General features: G+C 72.1%; 16 protein-coding genes and 1 riboswitch. Of the genes, 11 read left to right on the top strand and 5 right to left on the bottom strand.

Annotated features, from left to right (window positions below):
* Positions 1-4: 4 nt before the first annotated feature.
* A complete protein-coding gene (locus MicB006_RS14965) occupies positions 5-2,344 on the bottom strand; it encodes a lysylphosphatidylglycerol synthase domain-containing protein (protein ID WP_116506861.1) in 2,340 nt (779 codons plus the stop codon).
* 118 nt (positions 2,345-2,462) lie between these two features.
* Here MicB006_RS14965 and MicB006_RS14960 point away from each other — a divergent pair, with 118 nt between their 5' ends.
* From MicB006_RS14960 to MicB006_RS14945, 4 genes are all read left to right on the top strand, one after another.
* Complete coding sequence (locus tag MicB006_RS14960) at positions 2,463-3,119, top strand: DedA family protein (protein WP_161565926.1); 657 nt, start codon at positions 2,463-2,465, stop codon at positions 3,117-3,119.
* A 269-nt stretch (positions 3,120-3,388) separates the two neighbouring features.
* The gene (locus tag MicB006_RS14955; protein ID WP_116506859.1) at positions 3,389-4,981 is read left to right on the top strand and encodes a beta-1,3-glucanase family protein; all 1,593 of its coding nucleotides are present in this window, start codon (positions 3,389-3,391) and stop codon (positions 4,979-4,981) included.
* Positions 4,982-5,182: 201 nt separating this feature from the next.
* A riboswitch (cobalamin riboswitch) is annotated at positions 5,183-5,401 on the top strand.
* 115 nt (positions 5,402-5,516) lie between these two features.
* Positions 5,517-7,766, top strand: coding sequence for a 5-methyltetrahydropteroyltriglutamate--homocysteine S-methyltransferase (gene metE, locus MicB006_RS14950; protein WP_116506857.1), 2,250 nt, complete (start codon positions 5,517-5,519; stop codon positions 7,764-7,766).
* Between the two features lie 119 nt (positions 7,767-7,885).
* Entirely contained in the window at positions 7,886-9,520 is a 1,635-nt protein-coding gene (locus tag MicB006_RS14945) for an Ig-like domain-containing protein (protein WP_116506856.1), read from the top strand.
* A 28-nt stretch (positions 9,521-9,548) separates the two neighbouring features.
* On the opposite strand, the gene MicB006_RS14940 is transcribed toward MicB006_RS14945, so the two are convergent.
* Entirely contained in the window at positions 9,549-10,910 is a 1,362-nt protein-coding gene (locus MicB006_RS14940; protein ID WP_225980762.1) for an RICIN domain-containing protein, read from the bottom strand.
* Between MicB006_RS14940 and MicB006_RS32015 the strand changes: the two genes are divergently transcribed.
* The 7 genes from MicB006_RS32015 to manD all read left to right on the top strand — a co-directional run bounded on the left by MicB006_RS32015 (position 10,909) and on the right by manD (position 16,406).
* Entirely contained in the window at positions 10,909-11,061 is a 153-nt protein-coding gene (locus tag MicB006_RS32015; RefSeq protein ID WP_192900366.1) for a hypothetical protein, read from the top strand. The two genes, MicB006_RS14940 and MicB006_RS32015, sit on opposite strands and share 2 nt — an antisense overlap.
* 363 nt (positions 11,062-11,424) lie before the next feature.
* Positions 11,425-12,450, top strand: coding sequence for a sigma-70 family RNA polymerase sigma factor (locus MicB006_RS14935; RefSeq protein ID WP_370013490.1), 1,026 nt, complete (start codon positions 11,425-11,427; stop codon positions 12,448-12,450).
* 38 nt (positions 12,451-12,488) lie between these two features.
* Positions 12,489-13,337, top strand: a complete 849-nt coding sequence (locus MicB006_RS14930) for a nuclear transport factor 2 family protein (RefSeq protein WP_116506854.1) — start codon at positions 12,489-12,491, stop codon at positions 13,335-13,337.
* A 109-nt stretch (positions 13,338-13,446) separates the two neighbouring features.
* Entirely contained in the window at positions 13,447-14,607 is a 1,161-nt protein-coding gene (locus tag MicB006_RS14925) for an alkaline phosphatase PhoX (RefSeq protein ID WP_116506852.1), read from the top strand.
* 51 nt (positions 14,608-14,658) lie between these two features.
* Positions 14,659-14,880, top strand: a complete 222-nt coding sequence (locus MicB006_RS14920) for a hypothetical protein (RefSeq protein WP_225980761.1) — start codon at positions 14,659-14,661, stop codon at positions 14,878-14,880.
* A 64-nt stretch (positions 14,881-14,944) separates the two neighbouring features.
* Positions 14,945-15,115, top strand: a complete 171-nt coding sequence (locus MicB006_RS32010; protein WP_184686617.1) for a hypothetical protein — start codon at positions 14,945-14,947, stop codon at positions 15,113-15,115.
* Positions 15,116-15,197: 82 nt separating this feature from the next.
* Complete coding sequence (manD, locus tag MicB006_RS14915; RefSeq protein ID WP_116506848.1) at positions 15,198-16,406, top strand: D-mannonate dehydratase ManD; 1,209 nt, start codon at positions 15,198-15,200, stop codon at positions 16,404-16,406.
* Positions 16,407-16,418: 12 nt separating this feature from the next.
* Here manD and MicB006_RS14910 read toward each other — a convergent pair whose 3' ends face one another.
* From MicB006_RS14910 to MicB006_RS14900, 3 genes are read right to left on the bottom strand one after another with little or no spacing between them, the layout of a single operon-like run.
* Complete coding sequence (locus tag MicB006_RS14910) at positions 16,419-18,530, bottom strand: alpha-glucuronidase (RefSeq protein WP_116506846.1); 2,112 nt, start codon at positions 18,528-18,530, stop codon at positions 16,419-16,421.
* Positions 18,527-19,216, bottom strand: coding sequence for a hypothetical protein (locus tag MicB006_RS14905; RefSeq protein ID WP_116506844.1), 690 nt, complete (start codon positions 19,214-19,216; stop codon positions 18,527-18,529). The genes MicB006_RS14910 and MicB006_RS14905 overlap by 4 nt, the downstream gene beginning before the upstream one ends.
* Positions 19,213-20,736 carry a xylan 1,4-beta-xylosidase gene (locus MicB006_RS14900; protein ID WP_116506843.1) on the bottom strand — a complete coding sequence of 508 codons (1,524 nt, stop codon included), beginning with the start codon at positions 20,734-20,736 and terminating at the stop codon, positions 19,213-19,215. The genes MicB006_RS14905 and MicB006_RS14900 overlap by 4 nt, the downstream gene beginning before the upstream one ends.
* Positions 20,737-20,738 lie beyond the last annotated feature (2 nt).

Below are 20,738 nucleotides of genomic sequence, written 5' to 3'. Positions count from 1 at the left end.
ACGTTCACAGCAGCCGGCGGCGGGTCAGGAGCCGGAAGGCCAGATAACCCGGTGGTACCGGGAGCCAGAACGTCGCGAGACGGTAGATCAGGGTGCCCGCGATGGCGGCGTCCAGCGGCACTCCGTAGAGCAGCAGACCGGAGACGAGCGCGGCTTCGGTGGCGCCGAGCCCGCCGGGGGTGGGCGCGGCGGACGAGACACCCTCGCCGACGAGGGAGACCAGGATCACCGGGGGCAGGTGGGCCAGCGGGACCGGGCCGGCGGCGATCAGCGCGAGGTAGAGACAGAGGCCATAGGTGAGGGTGAGCGCCGTCGACGCGACGACGAGCCACCGCAGCCCGTGGTGGTGGCGCAGTTCGCGCAGCGCGGTCACGACCTGGCCGGCCGCCGCGCGTCCACGCCGCCGGACCCGGGGTACGGCGAGCACCCCGGCGAGGACCAGCAGCACGGCCAGGGCGCCCAGTAGCAGCGGAAGTGCCCTGGCCGCGTCGTGGGCGAGGATGCCGGCGGGCTGGCGGGCGAACGGCAGCAGCACCGGTAGCAGCACCACCACCGAGAACATCCCGGCGGCGCGGGAGACGGCGACGGCGGTGCCCGCGTCGGCGGCGACGAGTCCCTTCTGGTGCAGGTAACGCAGGCTGAGCGCGACGCCGCCGAGGCTGCCGGGAGCCAGCCGGTTGGCGAACGACGCGGCTACCTGCGCCAGGGTGGCCTCGCCCAGCGGGACCCGGCGGGCCGTGGCCAACCGGAGCACGAGGCCGCTGAGCAGGTAGGTCAGGGCGGAGCCGAGCAGCGTCGCGGCGACCGCTACCGGGTTAGCGTGCACGATCAGATCCAGGGCGGTGCGGATCTCGCCGAGCTGGGGGAGCAGCAGGTGCACGACCAACCCCAGGACCAGCAGCTCCAGGACGGTGCGGCGGCTGATCCGAACCACCTTCGCCGCCGGGCGGTCGCGGTCCGGGCTGCGTCGCAGGATCTCCTGGCGGAGGCTGTCGAGCATGCCGGGCCGGGCGCGCAGGGCGGTCCGGCCGGCGCCGGACAGCACCGCGGGTTGCAGGAACGGCACGCTGTCCGCGACCGCCGCGCCACCCAGGCGGTCGATCGCCGCAGCGACCACGCAGGCCGGGTCGACCCGGCTGGACAGGGCGACCATCAGCTCGACGACGTCGCGGGCCCGCTGCTCGGCCGAGGCGTCGTCGGCGCCGAAGCCCAGGTCCACCAGGTGGACGTGGTCCCGGCCGACGAGCACATTCGCGGCGCGCAGGTCCCGGTGCGCGATGCCCACCCGGTGCAGACGCGCCACCTGGTCCCAGGCGTCGCGTACGGCGGGAAGCGGGACCGGCCCGACGACGGCGTGCAGCGGGGCGGCGTCGATGAACTCCTGCACCAGCACGGCGTCGCCACCGGGCGCGGCGGCGGTCGTGACGACGGCCGGTATCCGCACGGCGGCGCGCGCGGCGAGCAGGGTCAGACAGGTCTCGTGTTCGCTCTGCTGCCGTGCGCTCAGGTACGGCGGCGCGTCGGCCACGTGGCGGTAGCGCATCCGCCGGTAAAGCTTGTATACCCAGTCCGCGTCGCGTTGCTCGCCGCCGGTCACCTTGACGAACAGTCGCCGTCCGCCGGTGGTGACCGCCTGCCACGGCTGCGAGCCTCGGGCGTCACCGCGGATCGGCGCCAACCGTGCCACCTCGATCCCGCGCCGCCGCAGCGTCGCCCGCAGTGCGGGCACCGACCGTTGCGGCCCGACCTCGCCGACCACGAGTCGGGTCAGACACACCGCGAGCCAGCCGACGAGGACGCCGCCGGCCACATCGATCGGCAGATGCGCTCCGACGTGGATCCGCGCGACGGCGACCAGCCCGATCACCACCCAGGCGGCGCGGCGCCACCGGGGGCCCCCGGCCCGCGCGGCGACGAGTGCCAGGGCGGTGGCGACCGCGACGTGTCCCGACGGGTACCCGAGGCGTCCGGTGATCGTCTCACGCAGGACCACGTCGGTGAGCAGCGCCGAGGGCCGCTGCCGGGCGACCGTGGCCTTGCCAGCTGCCGCGAGCCAGTACGCCAGATTCCCGGCCAGCAGGAGAGTCCACGCGGTGCCGATGCGGCGTGCGATGACGGCTGCTGCGGCGGCGACGAACACCGCCGGGTACGAGCCGAGCTGCATGACCAGGACCAGGACCGGGGTCAGCCCGGCCGGAAGGTGGTTGAGCAGGGTGAACAGGTCCTGCTCCCAGCGCGGCACCCGGTGGCTGCGTACGGCCGCGCTGAGCGCCGCCAGAAGGCACGCCGAGACGGTCAGGCTGACCAGCAGCGCCGGCGACGGGCGATGCGTACGCGCTCCCACCGGTCCTCGGCCGCCCCTCGTCCGGCACCGTCCCTGCCGTCGATCGAACCCTACGGTTCGCCCGCCCGCGGGAGGCACTTCTCTCTCACCGGCCACCCTCCGGGGCGACAATCATCGGGTGGACAGGGTCGTGGCGGTGCTCGTGGGGCTGCCGCCGCTGCTCGTCCTGACCCTGGTGTTCGTCCTGCCGGCCCTGGAGTCCTCGACGCTGCTCGGGCTGGTCGTACCGGGTGAGACAGCGATCCTGATCGGTGGGCTGGTGGCCCACGGTGGTGCGCTGCCGCTGTGGGCGGTGGTCGCCGCCGGGACCGTCGGGGCGTGCCTCGGTGACCAGGCCGGGTACGCCCTCGGCCGCCGGTACGGCGCGGGTGTGCTCGCCCGCGCCCCGCGAGTGCTGCGCCGGCGCCTCGACATCGCGCGGGCCCGCCGCCTGGTCGCCCGCCGCGGGGCATGGGCGGTGCTCATCGGACGCTGGGTGGCGGTGCTGCGGGCCGTTGTCCCCATGATCGCCGGGACCGGTGGGATGCGGTGGCCGGTGTTCCTGCGGGCGAACCTGGCCGGCGGGCTGGTGTGGGCGACGGCCGTGGCGCTGCTGGGCTACCTGGGCGCCGCCTCCTACCGCTATCTGGAACGGGAACTGGGCATCGGGGAGTGGGCGCTGCTGGCCCTGATCGGCGTCGGCGTGGCGCTGCGGGCGTGGCAGAGGGCACGGCGCGAACCGGCTGACGGTGAGCGGGGAGGCCAATCACCCGCGCGCGGTGGGGCGGATCGGTAGCGTCGCCGAGGGGGTGGCCGGCGACCGCGGACGCAGTGGAGCGCGGGCCCAACCGGGTCGACGCGGGCGCCAGGCGGGGCTGGCGGCTCCTGCTGTCGCAGGACGGCGACAACTGTGGTCCGCGGCCCCTGCCGCATGATCGACATCGGGTGGACGGCGGACCGTGACGGTCTCACATCCATCGGTGATCACCTATTGACAAACAATATTAACAATTGGACTCTGCTGAGAGAGCGCTCTCCCGTCCCTGTCTTCAGCGAGGTGTCGTCATGCGTCTTCGAAGAAAGCTGCTCGCCGCTGCGTCCGCACTGCTCGCCGGGCTCGCGGTCACCGTCGTCGCCACGCCCGCCCACGCGGTCGGACCGGCGTTGCTGCCCGTCACCGTCACCAACACCACCGGTCGCAGCGACCCGGTCTACCTCTATGTCATCGGCGTCCAGCTGTCCTCCGGCCGGCTCGGCTACGTCACCTCCGGCGGCGCCTTCGTGCCGTGGAGCGGCGGGCAGATCCCGCCGTCGCCCGCGCCGGACGTCTCCATACCGGGCCCCGGCAACGGTGGCAGCACCACGATCCAGTTCCCCCGGGGCTTCTCCGGTCGGGCCTACTTCGCCCTCGGGCAGAAGCTGAAGTTCCTCCTCACCCCCGACGGGCTGGTGCAGCCCGCGCCCTGGGCCGCCGGTGACGCGAACCGCGACATCCTCTTCGACTGGAGCGAGTTCACCTACAACGACTCCGGGCTGTGGCTCAACAGCTCCCAGGTCGACATGTTCGCGATCCCGCACGCGGTCACCGTGACCGGCGTCAACGGCGTCACCAAGCGCACCGGCGACGTGGTGGCCAACGGACGCAACGCGGTCATCGACGGCATCCGGGCGCAGCCGGGCTGGGCCAACACCGTCCACACCCGCTCCGACGGGACCGTGCTGCGCGTCCTGGCTCCGGGGAAGGCAGCCGGGGCCGGCCTGCTGAGCACCACCTACCTGGACTCGTACATCGCCTCCGCGTGGAACGCGTACACCACGAAGACCTTGACCGTGGCGCCCTTCGCCGACCAGCCGGCCATCCGGTACTACGGCCGCACCTCGGGCAACACCATGACCTTCACCAACGGCAGCGGCCAGGTGGTCGCCTCCTTCAACCGGCCCTCCTCGGCCAGCGTCTGGGGCTGCGACGGCGACCTGCCCGCGCCGAACGACCAAGTGGTCGGCCCGATCTCGCGCACGCTCTGCGCCGCCCTCAACCGAGGCACGCTCGGCACCATCGACACCCAGCCCAGCACGAACGCCGCCGACTTCTACCGCAGCAACCCCACCAACCAGTACGCCCGCCTGATCCACGCCAACATGACCGACGGCCGGGCGTATGCGTTCGCCTTCGACGACGTCGGCGGATTCGAGTCACTGGTGCACGACGGCGACCCCCGTTCGGCCGGACTGATCCTCAGCCCGTTCACCGGCGGTGGGGGCGGCAACCCGACCACCGGGGTGCCCGTGGTCAGCAACTGGAACAACAAGTGCATCGACGTGCCGAGCTCCAACTTCGTCGACCGCGTGCCGCTGCAGATGTGGAACTGCAACAACACCAACGCGCAGAAGTGGACGTTCAGCGGCACGGCGCTGAAGAGCCAGAACGACAAGTGCATGGACATCGACGCCGGGTCCACCGCCAACGGGGCGGTGGTGCAGCTCTACACCTGCAATGGCACCGGCGCTCAGCAGTTCACCCTGAACGCGGCCGGAGACCTGGTCAACCTTCAGGCCAACAAGTGCGTCGACATCAAGGACCGGAACGGCAACGACGGCGCGAGGCTCCAGCTCTGGGACTGCACGGGCGCGGCCAACCAGAAGTGGCGCAAGGGCTGACCGGCCCTGCGACGGGGGGCGGGGGCCGACCGCGAGTCGCTCCCGCCACCGGCAGGCCGACGGACGACGGGTCAGGCGCCGGGCGAGCCGGCGGAGGCTGTTCTCCCAACGGACACCGGCCTCCGCGATGGGGCTTGGGCCCCGCGACGGCTCGCCGTCCCGCAGGACGGACGCGCCGACCACGCCGGCTCACCGCCCCATACGATGGACAACGGTGCTGGTTCGCCGTGCCCGTGAAGGGTGTGGCGTCGTAAGAGGGAACCCGGTGTGAGTCCGGGACTGCCCCGCAGCGGTGAGTGGGAACGACAGCTGTCATCGAAGCACTGGACCGTGAGGTCTGGGAAGCGACGGCCAGTAGGTGACCGGATGGACCGGTCGCGCCCGCGAGTCCGAAGACCTGCCCGCACCGCGCACACCGTCCGGTGTGCGCCGCCGACGGTCGCTCGGGACGGCCGGTGCGGAAGCCGGTACGCCGCCCGTACCCCTTCCCTCCCTGCCCCGATCGGCCTCGTGTGCTTCGAGGGAAGGGATCTCCATGAGTACCGCATTCGGTCAGAGCACGGTGCTGGGCTATCCGCGTATCGGGGGCAACCGGCAACTCAAGAAGGCCGTCGAGGCCTACTGGGCGAGCCGGATCGACGCCGAGGAGTTGGCGGCGACCTCTGCCGCGCTACGGGCGGAGGTCTGGCGGACGCTGCGCGACGCGCGTCTGGACGCGATCCCGTCCAACACGTTCTCCTACTACGACCACGTGCTGGACACGGCCGTCGCCGTCGGCGCGGTCCCGCACCGGTTCGCCCGTCTCGGCCTCGGCGATCTCGACACCTACTTCGCCATGGCCCGGGGCGTCGATGCCGAGCCGGCGCTCGAACTGACGAAGTGGTTCGACACCAACTACCACTATCTGGTTCCCGAGATCGGCTCCGACACCGCCTTCGCGGCGAATCCCGACAAGGCGCTGCGCGAGTACCGCGAGGCCCGCGAGCTGGGAATCGACAGTCGGCCGGTGCTGGTCGGCCCGGCCACATTCCTGCTGCTGGCCAAGCCCACCGGGGCGCGCGGCGAACCGTTCGACCGGTTGACCGACCTGGTCGACGTGTACGCCGACATCCTGCGATCCTTCGCGGCGGCGGGCGTGCGATGGGTGCAACTGGACGAACCCGCCTACGTCGCCGACCGGAGCACCGCCGAGATCGACGCGCTGCGGGAGGCGTACACCCGGCTCGGCGCGGTGGAACAGCGGCCGGCGATCTTCGTCGCCACCTATTTCGGCGAGCTCGGTGACGCGCTGCCCGCCCTGCTCGACACGCCGGTCGAAGCGGTCGGTGTGGATCTGGTGGCCGGGCCCGGCAACCTGCGGCGGCTGGCCGGTGCGGGACCGCTGCGTGGCAGGACGATCGTGGCCGGCCTCGTCGACGGCCGCAACGTCTGGCGTACCGACCTGCGCGCCGCCGTGGCGGCTGGTGCCGCTGTCACCGCCCTCGCCGACCACGTCGCCGTGTCCACCTCGTGCTCGCTGCTGCACGTGCCGGTGGACCTGTCCGCCGAGACCGCTCTCGACCCGGCGCTGCGTCAGCGGCTCGCCTTTGCTCGGCAGAAGGTCGATGAGGTCGTCCGGCTCGGCCGCGCGCTGCGCAACGGCACCACGTCCCTGCCCGAGCCGCTGCCGCCCACCCCGGCCGCATGGCGCGACGACACCGTGCGCGGCCGGCTCACCGCGTTGCGTGCCACGGATCGGCAGCGCGGCGCGTACCCGGAGCGAGCGGCGGCACAGCAGGCCCGGCTGAACCTGCCGCCCCTGCCGACCACGACCATCGGATCGTTCCCGCAGACCGACGAGCTGCGCCGCGCGCGTGCCGAGCATCGGGCCGGCCGCATCGACGACACCGCCTACACCCGGCGCATGCGCGCCGAGGTCGAGCACGTCGTCCGGCTCCAGGAGCGGCTGGGCCTGGACGTGCTCGTGCACGGCGAGCCGGAACGAAACGACATGGTCCAGTACTTCGGCGAGCAGCTGGACGGTTTCGCCGCCACCGAACACGGCTGGGTTCAGTCCTACGGCTCCCGATGCGTGCGTCCGCCCATCATCTACGGCGACGTGGCACGCAGGGCGCCGATGACCGTCAACTGGTCCACCTACGCGCAGTCGCTGACCGACCGGCCGGTCAAGGGCATGCTCACCGGCCCGGTCACGATCCTGGCCTGGTCGTTCGTCCGCAGCGACCAGCCACTGGCAGACACCGCGGACCAGGTCGCGCTCGCCCTGCGCGACGAGTGCCGCGATCTCGAGGCAGCCGGTATCCGGGTCATCCAGGTCGACGAGCCGGCGCTGCGTGAGACGCTGCCACTGCGCGGGGCGGACCAGAGGGCGTACCTGGACTGGGCAGTCGGGGCGTTCCGCCTGGCCACCTGCGGAGTCGCCGACGACACCCAGATCCACACCCACCTGTGCTACTCGGAGTTCGGGGAGGTGATCACGGCCATCGAAGCCCTCGACGCCGACGTCACAAGCATCGAGGCATCCCGCTCCCGGATGGAGGTCCTCGACGACCTCGCCGCCATCGGATACCGCCGGGGTGTGGGGCCCGGCGTCTGGGACATCCACTCACCCCGGGTGCCGTCCCACGACGAGGTCGTCGGCGCGCTGCGCCGGGCCGTGGCCGCGGTGCCGGCCGAGCGGCTGTGGGTGAACCCCGACTGCGGCCTCAAGACGCGCGGCTATCCCGAGGTCGAGGCGTCCCTCCAGCACCTGGTCGCCGCCGCGGCCGAGCTGCGCGGACGCTGAGCCGCGGGCCGGGCGGAACGCCGCGCCGTTCCGCCCGGCCCGGACCCGGTTCAGCCCTTGACACACCGTGCCCCGAGCGCCGAGGCTGCATGAAGTGATGTGTGTCGATACACGGGGGCATGATGCGACGCAGGATCTTCGCGCTGGCCACAGCCGCCGCGGTCGTCGTCGGCGGGGCCACGACGATGGCGCTGCGCCCGGCCTACGCCGCGACGGTGTGCACGGTGGACTACACGATCACCCGGGAGTGGTCCAGCGGCTTCTGGGCCGAGCTCACAGTCACCAACCTGGGCTCACCCGTCACCGACTGGTGGCTGCGGTTCCGGCAGGCCAACGGCCAAACGATCACCATGGGCCTCGACCGGCTGCCGGACGGATACACGCTCGGCAGCGGCGAGCTGTACCCGGTGACCATGCTCCGCCCACCGGCGGGGTCCACGCTGCCGACCGGCGCCTCGGTCACGGTGCGGTTCGGCGGCAACTACCGGGGCGCCGACCCCGAGCCGACCGACTGGGCGTTGAGCGGCCAGCCCTGCGACGCGGACGTCACCGGCCCGACCGGCTCGGCGCCGCCGGCGGCCTCGGGGAGCCCGCAACCCAGCCCACTGCCGGGCGGGCCGTCGGTGGCGCTCACCTCGCCCCTGCCCAACGACTTCTTCGCCGCGCCGGGCGTCATCCCGATCCGCGCGGAGGCCACGGCGGCGCCCGGCCGGCGGATCGAGCGGGTCGAGTTCCGGGAGCGTGGCACGTTGCTCGCGGTGGACACCACAGCGCCGTACGCGTTCGACTGGCGTGGCGTGCCGCCGAACAGCGGCACCCGCGTCACCGCCACCGCCTACGACAGCAGCGGCGCCCAGGCCACCGCCGAGGTTCGCGGCGTCCGGGTGCTCCCGCCGCAGGCGTCCGGTGCCGCACCCGCGCTGAAGGCGTTCGGCAACCGCATCCTCGCGGTCACAGCCAGTCCGAGGCCGTACCGGCCACGCGGAATCATCCGGTCGGCCGCGCCCGGCGAGTGCGCGTGGGGGCCGATTCGCTGGGACGGCCCGGTCGACGACGCGTCGGTGGGCGCGCTGCGGGCCCGCGGCGTCAACGCGGTGCGGGTCGTGCTGAGCGACGCCTGCTACGTCTACACGGGCAGCGCTGCCGACAGGCAGAACCGCGTCGGCTACCTCGACGAGGCGGCCCGGTACGTCGACCGGCTCGTCCGGGCCGGCATCACACCCGTCGTGTCGCTACGCCAGAGCGATATTCTCGCGACGCGCTCGTTCTGGAGCGCGGCGGCGGAGGTGTTCGGCGACGACAACGCGGTGGTCTTCGACATCTCGCCCTACGACTTCCCGGCGGCCGGCGGCACTGATCCCGCGGCGGTCTGGACCTGCTGGCGCGACGGCGGTGCCGAGTGCGCCGGCGCCGGCCTGCCGAACTTCGGCGTGCAGGAGCAGATCCGCCTGCTTCGCGTCCGGGGCTCGTTCAACCTGGTCCTCGCCGCCGGGATCGACGGCGGCAACGACCTGCGCCGGTGGCTGGAATACCGTCCGGCCGACCCGGACGGCCGCAGCGTTGCAGCCGCCTGGCGCGTCGACGACCGCTCGGCCTGCGCCACGCCGGCGTGCTGGCGGTCCACCCTGCTCCCGGTCGCCGCCCAGGTGCCGCTGGTCGCCACCGACGTCAGCGCCGGCTCGGCGGCGCCGACGTTCGTGCTGCGGACGGTCGCCTGGCTCGACCAGCACGGCATCGGCCACCTGCGCCGGTGACCGGCCTCACCGACAGCCGGTGGGCTCGTCAGACGGTCGTACGCGACCACTGCTGGTTGGCGCCGGTGTTGCACGTGTACTGCTTGAGGACGACTCCGTCCGCTGTCGATGCGGCCGGTACGTCCACGCACTTGCCGCTGTGTCGTGCCCGGAGCTGGAAGTAGCTGCCGCCTGTGACCATCTGGAACTGCTGGTTGGTGCCGCTGCCGCAGGTGTACTGGATCAGCTCGGCACCGTCGGCGGTGGAGGCGCTCACCACGTCGAGGCACTTCCCGCTGTTGCGGGAGATGAGTCGCCAGTAGCCGCTGCCGGCGTCCTGGAACTGCCACTGCTGCCACGTGTTGCCGTTGTACGCGTACTGGCCGACGCGCGAGCCGTTCTCGGTGTTCGGCGCCTGGACGTCCATGGCCTTTCCACTGTGCCGCACGACGACCCGGTAGAACGTGCCAGTCGACGGCGGGGGCGTCGTGGGGCCACCCCCGATGGTGTCGCCCCACGCGTACCGGATCTGGTCGGCGCCGGAGGTGTTGCGGACGGTCAGGTTGAGGTCGGTGCCGCCGCCGCTGAGCGAGTACATCGAGTACCAGTCGTAGCCGATGGTGCCGGGCTTGCCGCCGAGCGCGGGCCAGTAGGTGCCGCCCATCCGGTTGTCGCGCATGACCTGGGCCATGGCGCGGATGTGGCGCACGAAGTTGTCGGTGCTGTTCGCGTCGGCGTAGTTGCGGCCGTCGTTCATGGGCGCGCCGAACTCGGTGGCGACCGCCCGCGACGCGCAGTTGCCGAGGCGGGTCTGGATGTGGCTCCGGAAGGCGTCGTAGGTCATCTCGCCGTAGAAGAAGGCGTAGTGGTGGAAGGACAGCAGCGTCGAGGCGAAGCGGGTGTCGTTGCAGATGTCCCGCAGGTCCTGACTGAACCCGGTGCCCCCGATGAGCACCCGGCTGGGCACCGCCGAGTAGTGGTAGCTGAGCCAGTTGGCCGCGACGTTGCGCCACTCCGTCGAGCTGTAACCGTGCGGCTCGTTCATCGGCTCGAAGTAGACGTCGGGGTTGGAGCCGTACGTGTTGGTCACCGTGGACCACATCGCGTTCCACGCGGCGAGGTTCGTGATCCTGCCGCCGGAGGCGGCGCCGTCCTCCCAGTAGGCGAGGATGACCTTGAAGCCGCGCGCGGTGGCGGCGTCGATGGCGCCTCGGTAGGCCTCCCACCACGCCGTCCCGACCGTGTGGGTGTTGATGGGCAGCCGGACGGTGTTCACCCCCATGGTGGAAGCCATGTCGTCATAGAGGGCGTTGGCCTTGGCCCGTACCGTCGCGTTGCTGTCGGAGGAGCTGAGGCCCTGCACGACGAGGGGACCGGTGCTGAAGTTGTCGCCCAGCACGGCCCAGTTCATGCCTCGGAACTGGTTCGTCGCGGCGACGGCCGGCGACGACATGACGACGACGCCGCCGACCATCGCCGCCGTCGCGGCCACCAGCACGATCAGCAGCCGGCGAAACGACCGGGCGCTCCGCGACCACCTGGTCCGCGTCAAGAAGTGGTGAGTCACCGATCTGGCCTCTCTGGGTTCGGACGTCAGGCTGATCGTTAGCGCTAACATCGCTGAATCGCACTCAAGCCAGGGCTTCGCGGCAGTGGTGGCGTCGACGTGCCATCCGGGCAGCTCCGGCGCGTCATGGCGAGGCAGATAGATGTGTTCTGGCTGTTAAGTGCACGTTGCAGACAAGTGTTAGCGGTCTCATCTGGAGAGTCAAGAGATCGACCAAGGTCGTTCCCTATGTGCGCCGGCTCACCGGTCTCCGCCCGGTGGGCGCAGAGACCGGGCACCCGGGACGGTGCCCGGCACTAGATTGAGGCGGGTGAGCCGGGGCGAACCATCGGCGGAGGCCGGTCTGTCGGGCGACGACGTGACGGCGGCGCTGCTGGCGGCTGCGCGTGCGGGCGACGGCGAAGCCTTCGGTCGTCTGGTCGCACCGCTGCGGGACGAGCTGCGTGCGCACTGCTACCGGATGCTCGGTTCCTTCCACGACGCGGAGGACGCGGTCCAGGACACCATGGACCGGGCATGGCGGGCAGTCGACAGGTTCGAGGGTCACATGTCGGTCCGCCCGTGGCTCTACCGGATCGCCACCAACCGGGCGCTGTCTCTCCTCCACTCGCGCGGGCGGCGTGAACTGCCGACCGATTTCACCGCCCCGGGCGTGTCACGGGCCGAGGTGACCTGGCTCGAGCCGTATCCGGACCGCCTTGCGGCCCCGCCCGCCGCACGGGATCCGGAGGCCCACGCCATCGCGAGGGAGACCATGGAACTCGCGTTCGTCGCCGCGTTGCAGCATCTGCCGCCGCGACAACGTGCCGTTCTGCTGCTGCGTGACGTTCTCGGCTACTCCGCCGAGGAGACCGCCGGGATGCTGGTCACCACCGTCGCCGCGGTCAACAGCGCGATGCAGCGGGCCCGCCGGATCGTCGCCGGGCTGACGCCGTCCGGCAGTCAGCAGCGGATCCTCGCCGACCTGGGCGACGCGGGGCAGCGGGAGGTGGCCAGGCGGTACGCCGCGGCGTGGGAGACCGGCGACGTCGAAAGGATCGTGGCGATGCTGACGGAGGACGCGCGGTACTCGATGCCGCCGCTGACCGTCTGGTACGAGGGCCATGAGCAGATCCGCGGTTTCCTGGCCGAGGTGACGGGTGGGCGGAGGTGGCGGTTCCTGCCGACGAGTGCCAACGGGCAGCTCGCGTTCGGTACGTACCTGTGGAACGACGCCGCTGCCGCCTACCTGCCGGCAGGGCTGGACCTGCTCGTGCTGCGGGGCCGCCGGGTGGCCGAGGTCGTCTCGTTCCTCGACGCGCGCCTGTCTGCCTTCGACCTACCGGATCGGCTGCCGGAAAGTTCGCGCGGAGGCGATGAGTTCGCGGTCCGGCCGGGGTTGTAGTCCTGACGGGTTCACCGGCCACGAAGGGCAGAACCGACATGCCGAGCAACGAAGAACAGATCCGGGCCCTGGTCGAGCGCTGGGCCGCGGCGGTTCATGACGGGAACCTCGCCGGCGTCCTGGCCGACCATGCCGAGGACATGGTGATGTTCGACGTGCCGCCGCCGTACGAGGGCGTGCGCGGGATGGACGCCTACCGGGAGATCTGGCCGCCGTTCTTCAGGTGGCAGGCGCAGGGCGCGTCGTTCGAGGTCGAGTCGCTGGACGTCGAAGCCGGCGAGGACGTGGCCTTCGCGTACGCGCTCCTGCGCTGCGGCACGCCGGCCGACTTCGCCGCGGATCCGGAGAACCGCCTGCGGCTGACCTTCGGCCTGCGCAGACGGGAGGGCCGATGGGTCGTCACCCACGAACACCACTCCTTCCCGCTCGCCGGTACCGCCGGGCCGGCCCCGGACGCGACCACCGCCGAGGCGGAGGTACGCCGGCTGCACCAGCGCTGGTTCGAGGGCACCGCGGCCAAGGACCTCGATGCCCTGATGGATGCCGTAGCCGACGACGTGGTCTCGTACGAGCACGACCAGCCGCTGCGACACGTCGGCGTGAACGCGGTCCGCGAGGTCTGCGCGGCGGGCCTGGAGGCGTCGGGTGACGGATCAGTCGCCTGGGACGTGCCCGACCTGACGATCCTGGTCGACGGCGACCTCGCCGTCGCGTGGGGCCTCAACCACGTCTCGGTACGCCCGAGCGGTGGTCCGCCGATCGAGAGCTGGTCCCGGGGGACCCGGGTCTTCCAGCGACGCGGCGGGGCCTGGCTGATGACCCACCAGCACCTTTCCTACCCGTACGACCCCTCGACCGGGACGGCGAGGACGGATCTGCGTCCGTAGCGGCAGGGGCGGGACATCGCACACCGAGCCGTCCATCGACGTTCATCCAACAGATCGGAGTGCGTAAGCTCCGCACGGTCAGATCGATGGAACCTACGGAGGAGGTTCCATGGATCGTCGAGCGATGTTGCGGGCCACTGTTGTCGGCGCGGGTGCCCTCGCCCTGCCGTTCACGGCGTGGTCGGCCGCGTACGGAGCCCCGGCGCAGAACGCGGCGGGGCCCTACGGTGGGCTTCAGGCAGCCGACGCCAACGGCATCCAGTTGCCGGCCGGGTTCACCAGCTCGATCGTCGCGCGTTCCCGGCGGACGGTGCCGGGGACGTCGTACACCTGGCACGACGCTCCGGACGGCGGCGCCGTGTTCCCGAACGGCTCCGGCTGGATCTACGTGTCGAACTCCGAGGTAGGAGCGAGTGCGGGCGGCGGCGCCTCACGCCTCGTCTTCAACTCCAGCGGCGCCGTGGTCGGGGCGTCGCGGATCCTCTCCGGCACCAACAACAACTGCGCCGGCGGCAAGACGCCGTGGAACACCTGGCTCTCCTGTGAGGAGGTGTCCCTGGGCCGGGTCTTCGAGACGTACCCCCTCGGCGGGACCGCCGTGGCGCGTCCCGCGATGGGCCGGTTCAAGCACGAGGCGGCCGCGGCCGACCCGGTCCGCCGGGTCGTCTACCTGACCGAGGACGAGACCGACGGCAAGTTCTACCGCTTCGTGCCGACCACCTGGGGCGACCTGTCCGCCGGAACCCTCCAGGTCTTCCGCGCCGGTACGGCCACCTCCGGCACGTTCACCTGGGTTACGGTGCCCGACCCGGACGGCTCGCCCACCCCGACCCGGCAGCAGGTGTCCGGCGCGAAGACGTTCAACGGTGGCGAGGGCTGCCACTACGCGGACGACACCGTCTGGTTCACCACGAAGGGCGACAACCGCGTGTGGCAGGTCAACCTGGCCGCCGGCACGTACGAACTCGCCTACGACGACAACCTGGTCAGCCCCGGCACCGCTCCGCTGACCGGCGTCGACAACATCACCGGATCCACGGCCGGTGACCTCTACGTCGCCGAGGACGGCGGCAACATGGAGATCTGCATGATCACGCCGGACGACAAGATCTCCGTCTTCCTGCGGATCACCGGACAGAGCGGCTCGGAGATCACCGGGCCGGCGTTCACCCCGGCGGGGGACCGGCTGTACTTCTCGTCGCAGCGCGGCACGACCGGCTCGTCCTCCGGCGGCATCACCTACTGCGTCACCGGGCCGTTCCGCCGATGACCGGCTCCCGGCGCCGCAGGGCTGTGGCAGCGTCGTGATCCAATGACGTGCATGGTTCTCCAGCGGATCGCCGCCGGCCTCCTGTTGCTGATCGGGTTTCTGGCGATGGCGGCCTCGCACACCTTCCCGTTCCTCGACGATCTCTCCGAACTGGCCGAGACGGCGGTCGCGGTCGGGGGTGCGGCGTGCCTGTCGGCGGGAGTGTGGCTGTGGTTGCGCAAGCCCGCGGACCGGTCGTCCACGCCAGCGGCCGGCGACGCTGAGAGCCCGTGACGGCGGAGCGCCCGCCGAGCGCGCTCGGCGGGCGGTCCGGGCGGTGGCGTCGGATACTGGGCCGATGACCAACCCCGACCTCGATCCCGAGCTGTACCCGCCGATCGACCCGCGTGAGGACGTGCCGGACGACCCCGGCGAACTCCTCCCGGACACGCCCGGCGAACTGCCCGAGGCGCCGGTCGAGCCGATGCCCGACGACGGGGAGCCCGGGGGCGTACCCGAACCGGCCTGACCGGCCGGCACCGGGGCGCCCGCAGATCGACACTGATGGATAATCTTGCGGTGACAGGCGCGCGGACCGCAGGGGAGACCGGATGAGAATCGTCGACGCCCGGGTCATCGTGACCTGTCCCGGCCGGAACTTCGTGACCCTGAAGGTCGTGACCGACGAGGGAGTCACCGGCGTCGGCGACGCGACCCTCAACGGCCGGGAACTGGCCGTCGCGTCCTACCTGCGCGATCATGTCGTGCCGCTGCTGATCGGGCGGGACCCGGCCCGGATCGAGGACACCTGGCAGTACCTCTACCAGGGGTCGTACTGGCGGCGCGGGCCGGTCACGATGAGCGCCGTCGCCGCCGTGGACACCGCGCTGTGGGACATCAAGGGCAAGGTCGCCGGGCTGCCGGTCTACCAGTTGCTCGGCGGCCGGTCCCGCGAGGGCGTGACAGTGTACGGACACGCCAACGGCGAGACAGTCGACGAGGTGCTGACCGAGGTCGCCCGCTTTGTCGACCTCGGCTACCGCGCGGTGCGGGTGCAGTGCGGTGTGCCCGGCCTGCCCCGGACGTACGGCGTCAGCACCGACAAGATGTTCTACGAGCCCGCCGACGCCGCGCTGCCGACCGAGACGACCTGGTCGACGGAGGCGTACCTGGCCCACGTGCCGAGTGTGTTCGCCCGGGTCCGTGAGGAGTTCGGGCCCACCCTCCGGCTGCTGCACGACGTGCACCACCGGCTCACCCCGATCGAGGCGGCGCGCCTCGGCAAGAGCCTGGAGCCGTACGCGTTGACCTGGATGGAGGATCCCGTCCCGGCGGACCTGCAGGAGGGGTTCCGGCTCATCCGCTCGCACACCACCACGCCGATCGCCGTCGGCGAGGTCTTCAGCAGCATCTGGGACGCCGCCCAGCTCATCCGGGAACAGCTCATCGACTACGTCCGCACCACAGTGGTTCACGCCGGCGGGATCACCCACCTGCGACGCATCTTCGACCTCGCCGCGCTGCACCACGTGCGCAGCGGCTCGCACGGAGCCACCGACCTGTCCCCGGTCTGCATGGCCGCCGCGCTGCACCTGGACCTCGCGATCCCCAACTTCGGGCTGCAGGAGTACATGCGGCACACCGAGCAGACGGACGAGGTGTTCCCGCACGGCTACCACTACGACGGCGGCTACCTGCATCCGGCCGAGACCCCGGGGCTCGGGGTGGACATCGACGAACAGGCCGCGGCCCGCTACCCGTACGCGCCGGCCTACCTGCCGGTGAACCGGCTGGCGGACGGCACCGTGCACCCCTGGTGAGCGCGCGCCGGATCAGTGGATGCGGCGACCGTGCGCGTCCGGCACCCCGGACTTGCGGAAGAAGTAGGTGTTGATCTGGTCCCGCCACTCGACGGCGCTGCGGAACTGTTCGTCGAGGCGCTCGGCCACCCGGTCGTGGACGGCCGGGTCGACCGCCCCGGCGACGAGCCGCCACCGCTCCCGCATCGCCGCCACCTCCTCGACCCCGGCGAAGTGCGTGTCGTAGATGTGCTGGATCACGGTGCGGCCGCTGTACAGCACGTGCCGGTACGGGACGTGATGGAAGAACAACAGCAGTTCGTCGGGGCAGCGCTCGCGTGACTCGTACACCTCGGACCACGGCGGCGGGTACTGGCCGGTGAAGCCGGTCCCGGTTGCCCGGGTGCGGTCCACCCCGACGCCGTCGCGGTCGGCGAAGTGGTACGTGCCCCACGGGGTGTACTCGTAGCCGTCCACGTCCGGGCCGTAGTGGTGGCCGGGCCGCACCATGAAGCCGACGCCGAGCGGGGCGGTGTAGCGCTCGTAGGTGCGCCAGGAGTCGTCCATGATCGCGTGCATCGTGCGCCGCACCGCGTCCGGATCGCCGGTGGTCACCGGCACCCACGTCAGGTCGATCCACTCGTCGAGGATCGCGCCGGGATCCAGCAGCGGATCCCAGGCGAGCCGGCCGAAGGCGTACAGGTTCGCCTGGGCCAGCGGGTGCCCGGTCCAGAACGGGTCGTCGCCCACGTTGGACACGGCGACCAGGCCGCCACCGGCGCCCGCCCGGCCGGCCGCCACGTCGGCGATCGTGTCGCCGGCCGCGCCCCAGGGCCGGAACCGCAGCACCTCGCTCCACCAGGGCCCGAGGTAGCAGACGTGCCGCTGCTGGCCGGTGTACTCCTGCGTTGCCTGCACCTCCACCGCCAGCCGGGTGGCCGGCATCGCGGCGAGCACCGGGGACACCGGTTCGCGTGCCTGGAAGTCGATCGGGCCGAACTTCACCTGGAGGATCACGTTGTCGGCGAATCGTCCGTCCAGCGGCGCGAAGTGGTCGTACGCGGCCCGGGCCCGGTCGGTCGACCGGTCCCGCCAGTCCTGGTGATGGTCGTAGACGAACGCCCGCCAGCGCACCACGCCTCCGTGCGGGGCGAGCGCCTCGGCGAGCAGGTTCGCGCCGTCGGCGTGGTCGCGCCCGTACGCGAACGGGCCGGGCCGGCCCTCGGAGTCGGCCTTCACCAGATAGCCGCCGAAGTCGGGGATCCGCTGGTAGACGCGCCGGGTGGCGGCGGCCCACCAGGCCCGTACCCGCTCGTCCAGCGGATCGGCGGTGGGCAGGCCGCCGAGGACCATCGGGGCGGCGAAGGTCACCGCCAGATGAACCCGGATGCCGTACGGGCGGAGCACCTCGGCGATCTCCGCGACGTCGCCGAGCCGGTCGGTCAGCAGCAGCGCCTCGGTGTCGTGCACGTTGACGTTGTTCACCGAGATCGCGTTGACGCCGCAGGCGGCGAGCAGGCGTGCGTAGTCGCGGAGCCGGCCGGGCTCGCGCCGGGCGGCGCCGTCGCGCCAGAACAGCGAGCCGCCGGCGTAGCCCCGCTCGACCTGGCCCGACACCGGATGTACGGCCACGTTGTCCCAGTGGTCGAGCATCCGCCGGTCCAGTGCCGGCCGGTGCCGCCGCGGCGGCAGGTCGTCGTCGAAGGCCGCCGCGCCGAGCCGGACCACGTGGAACATCCCGTACAGCAGGCCGGCCGGCGCGTCGGCCAGGACCACAGTCACGCCGTTCACCCGCGCCAGCAGGTATCCCTCGTCGCCGAGGGCGCCGTCACCAGTGCCGTTGACCGCAGGTGTCGCGCCGAGCCGGGCCGCCTCCGCTACCGCGTTCGGCACCGGGCCGGCCTCGCGCAGGGCCAGCACCAGCTCGGCGTCCACCTGCCACGGTGGACCGTGCCAGACCCGTCCGCCGTACCGGGCGCAGGCCCGGCTCACCTCGTCGAGGACGGTGTCGACCAGGGGCCCGTCACCGTGCACCAGCACCCCGCGGGAGCCGAGTTCGCGGAACGCGGCTGGCGGGAGCCAGGCGGCGTGCCAGGCCGACTCGCCGGCGTCGGCCGACGCCCGGCCGGTGACCGGAACGCTCATGCGGTGAACTCCGCCCGGATGTCGTCGATCATCGGGTCGCCGATGCGCAGCAGCGCCAGCACCAGGAGCGCTGCGAGCAGGGCGAGCACCGCCTCGGAGAACACCGCGGTGACGCCGGCGGCGGCGGCCAGCAGCACGACGTTGCCGACTGTGACGCCGGGCTTGCGCGCCACGTAGTACACGGCGAGCCGGAGCACGTCGCGGGTGCGGAAGGTGAACAGGGAGACGATCACCAGCGCGTTGACCCCGACCAGGACCACCCCCGCCCCGACCACCACCAGCGGCACGGCCCACCAGCCGGGGACGGCGGCGGCGGGCAGGTTCGCCAGGTTGACCGCGATGACGGCCAGCCACAGCAGCGTCGGCGCCCAGACGCGCAGCACGCCCGGCAGGTTGGCCCGGTAGGCCCGGCGGAACGCGGCGGCGGGACGGAGATCGGTCAGGTCGGGGCGCTGGTGCCGCAGCGTGTACAACGCGGCCGAGACGGCCGGACCGACCGGCAGCGCGGCGGCGGCGACCAGCGGGAGGTTGCTGCTGTCGCGGTCGAGCAGTACGAGCACGGCCAGGCCGGGCAGCGTGCTCGCCAGGAGCAGCAGTTCGACCACGAGCAGGGTGTGGACCGTCGCGGCGGCCCGCGACAACGGCCCGTCGCCGAACTCGCGCAGCCCGCCGGTCGCGCCGGTCACCGTCGGTCCCCGGGTGGGTCGAGCAACCTGTCGTCCCACCACGGCGGGGTCTCGTCCACCACCGGCGTCAGTTCCGCGAGGGTCACCTCGTGCCGGGCGAGGTCGAGGTCGAGGTCCGCCCGCCCGCCCGCGACCGGCACTGCGCGATGGGTACGGGCCGGCTCGGCGGCCTCCCGCAACGCGTCGAGCTGCCGGAGCCGTGGTGAGTGCGGGCTGCCCATCTCCCGCCAGGCCGCGAAGGCGTTGCCGGCGTCCTCGCTGACCGACGAGCGGAGCAGGAACGCCGACGCGGTGCCCGGCGGGCCGATCGGAACCGACAGGGACAGGGTGTGCCGCTCGGGTGCCGGCTCCCGGCCGGTGACGTCCACCGGGGCCCAGGCCAGCACCGCGACCCGGCCGTCGGGGTGCCGGGTGACGAGATGGTCCGGCCCGCGCGCGAGCACCTCGTCGCCGAGCCGGGCCATGAACGCGTACAGATGGTAGGTGGGTTTCTTGACCTGCCGGTGGGTGAGCAGGCCGAAGCCGCCGTGCAGCGGCGCGGTGGGCACCCCCTCCTCCTCGAACACGTCGCTGAAGGTCCAGTAGGAGAAGGAGTCGACCAGGTCCCCGCCGCCGGCCAGGACCGGAGCGAGGTAGGCGGCGTGGAAGGCCGTGTCGTGGATCGGGTTGTCCGGCCGGTAGGAGGAGTTGAACTCGGTGATGTGCACCGGGTGGTCGGCCAGCGCGGTGCCGGCCAGGTGCCGGCGGGGCGCGGCGAACTGCTCTAGCAGCTCCGCGGCGGGGGCCAGGGTCTGCCGGGTGCCGAACGGCAGGTGCCGGGCCGGTCCGGAGGTGTAGGCGTGCCGGCTGACGAAGTCGACGGGTACGTCGTGGTCGGTGACGAACTCGGCGAACGGCTTCAGCCACTCGTCGGCCCCGGGTGAGAGGGCCGGGCCGCCGACCTGGAGCGCCGCGTCGACGTCCTTGACGGCATGTGCCGACACCTCGTAGAGGCGGTGGTAGGCGTCCTGGTCGGCGCGCGCCCAGAACGCCGGCAGGTTGGGCTCGTTCCACACCTCGACGGGCCAGCCGCGCACCTCGTCGAGGCCGTACCTGTCGACCAGGTGGGCCACCGTGGCGCGCACCAGGTCACCCCATTCGGTGTACGACTCCGGAGGCGTCACGTTGCCCCGCCACCAGAACACCGTCTGGTCGCCGGAGGCGAGCGCCGAGGGCATGAACCCCAGCTCGACGAAGGGCCGGATGCCCACTGCGAGATAGGCGTCGACGACCTGGTCGACGTAGGTGAAGGCGTGCCGCACCCGGTGCTCGCCCTGGTACGTGTAGGGACGGTGCACGCCGACGCCGTCGCTGAGCAGCCCGTGCCCGCGGATGTGCCGGAAGCCGATGTCCCGCTGCACCAGCGCCAGCGAGTCCTGGTAGTCGCGTCGCAGAGCCAGGTCGAACCGGCCGGTGCCCACGCACGTACGCCAGGCGTCGGTCAGCCGGCCGACGGGCCGTTCGGGAACGGTGGCGCGCATCG

The sequence above is a fragment of the Micromonospora sp. B006 genome, assembly GCF_003408515.1.
In the GTDB taxonomy this organism is placed as follows: Bacteria; Actinomycetota; Actinomycetes; order Mycobacteriales; family Micromonosporaceae; genus Micromonospora; species Micromonospora echinospora_A.
The sequence above is the reverse complement of the archived record's forward strand: the minus strand, read 5'-3'. Positions and strand labels throughout refer to the sequence as shown.